The organism is Arthrobacter sp. Y3223164 (genome assembly GCF_059091005.1).
On sequence record NZ_JBNHGF010000656.1, the window covers coordinates 1 to 964 of the forward strand.

General features: G+C 73.3%; 1 protein-coding gene. It reads left to right on the forward strand.

The window, feature by feature from the left end:
* Positions 1-18: 18 nt before the first annotated feature.
* On the forward strand, positions 19-964 hold a 946-nt coding region (locus AC5RUJ_RS17190; RefSeq protein WP_494156360.1), incomplete at its 3' end, for an ATP-binding cassette domain-containing protein.

The window sequence follows — 964 nt, forward strand, 5'->3', positions numbered from 1 at the left end:
GTGTGATATTGCGATCTGGTGGCCGCCGCGTCCTGCGTGGCCACCGCCCTGCTGATGCCCGCGGCCCTGGGCTGGCAGCTGCTGCTCTCCGGGATCTGCATAGTGGGAGCCCCCGCGGTGACGCGCTGGGCGGACCGCCACGCCCAGGCAGCCACCGTGCGGCTCAAGGGCAAGTCGCTGAACGCGTTCACGCGGCTGCTGGCAGCAGCACCGGACCTGGCAGCAAACACGGCTGCCGGGCCGCTGCTGCTGCGTGCCCGCCGCCTTGACCGGGAAGCGACCGCCGCCGTGCAGCGCAGCGCCTGGGCGCAGGGCCTGGGACACGCGCTGACGGTGCTGGCCTGTTCCCTCTCAGCCGTCGTGATGCTCGGCTCGGCGGGAGGCACGGTGCCGGGGGTGGTGGCCGTCGTCGTCCTGATGCAGTTGGCGCTGGCCGAACCTTTCATGGCGGTGAACACCGCGGTGCAGCAATGGGGCGCTTGGCGCGCCGCCGGGGCACGCGTCATTCCGGAGCTGGGAAGCGGCGGCGCGGACCCGGTCCGCCAAGCACGGCGGGAACCGGTCGAGGCGCTGGAACTGCGCAACGCGTCCTACCGGTACCCGGGCGCGGACCACGACGCCTTCACCGGCGTGGACCTGCGGGTGGAGCGCGGACAATGGCTGGCCGTCACCGGCCCGTCGGGGAGCGGGAAGTCCACCCTGCTCGGCGTACTGCTGGGGTTCCTGCCACTGGCCTCCGGCCGCTACCTGGTCAACGGGAGGGCCGGCGGGGCTCCGCGGTCGGCCATCGCGTGGATGCCCCAGGAAGCGCACCTGTTCAACTCGACGCTCCGCGCCAATCTGCTGCTGGCCCGGCCTGCCACCGACCCGCCGGCCGAAGAGGAGATGCGCTCGGCGCTCGCCGCCGTGGGGTTGGGCGGATTCCTGGCCGGACTGCCGCACGGGCTGGGCACCCGGATCGGCC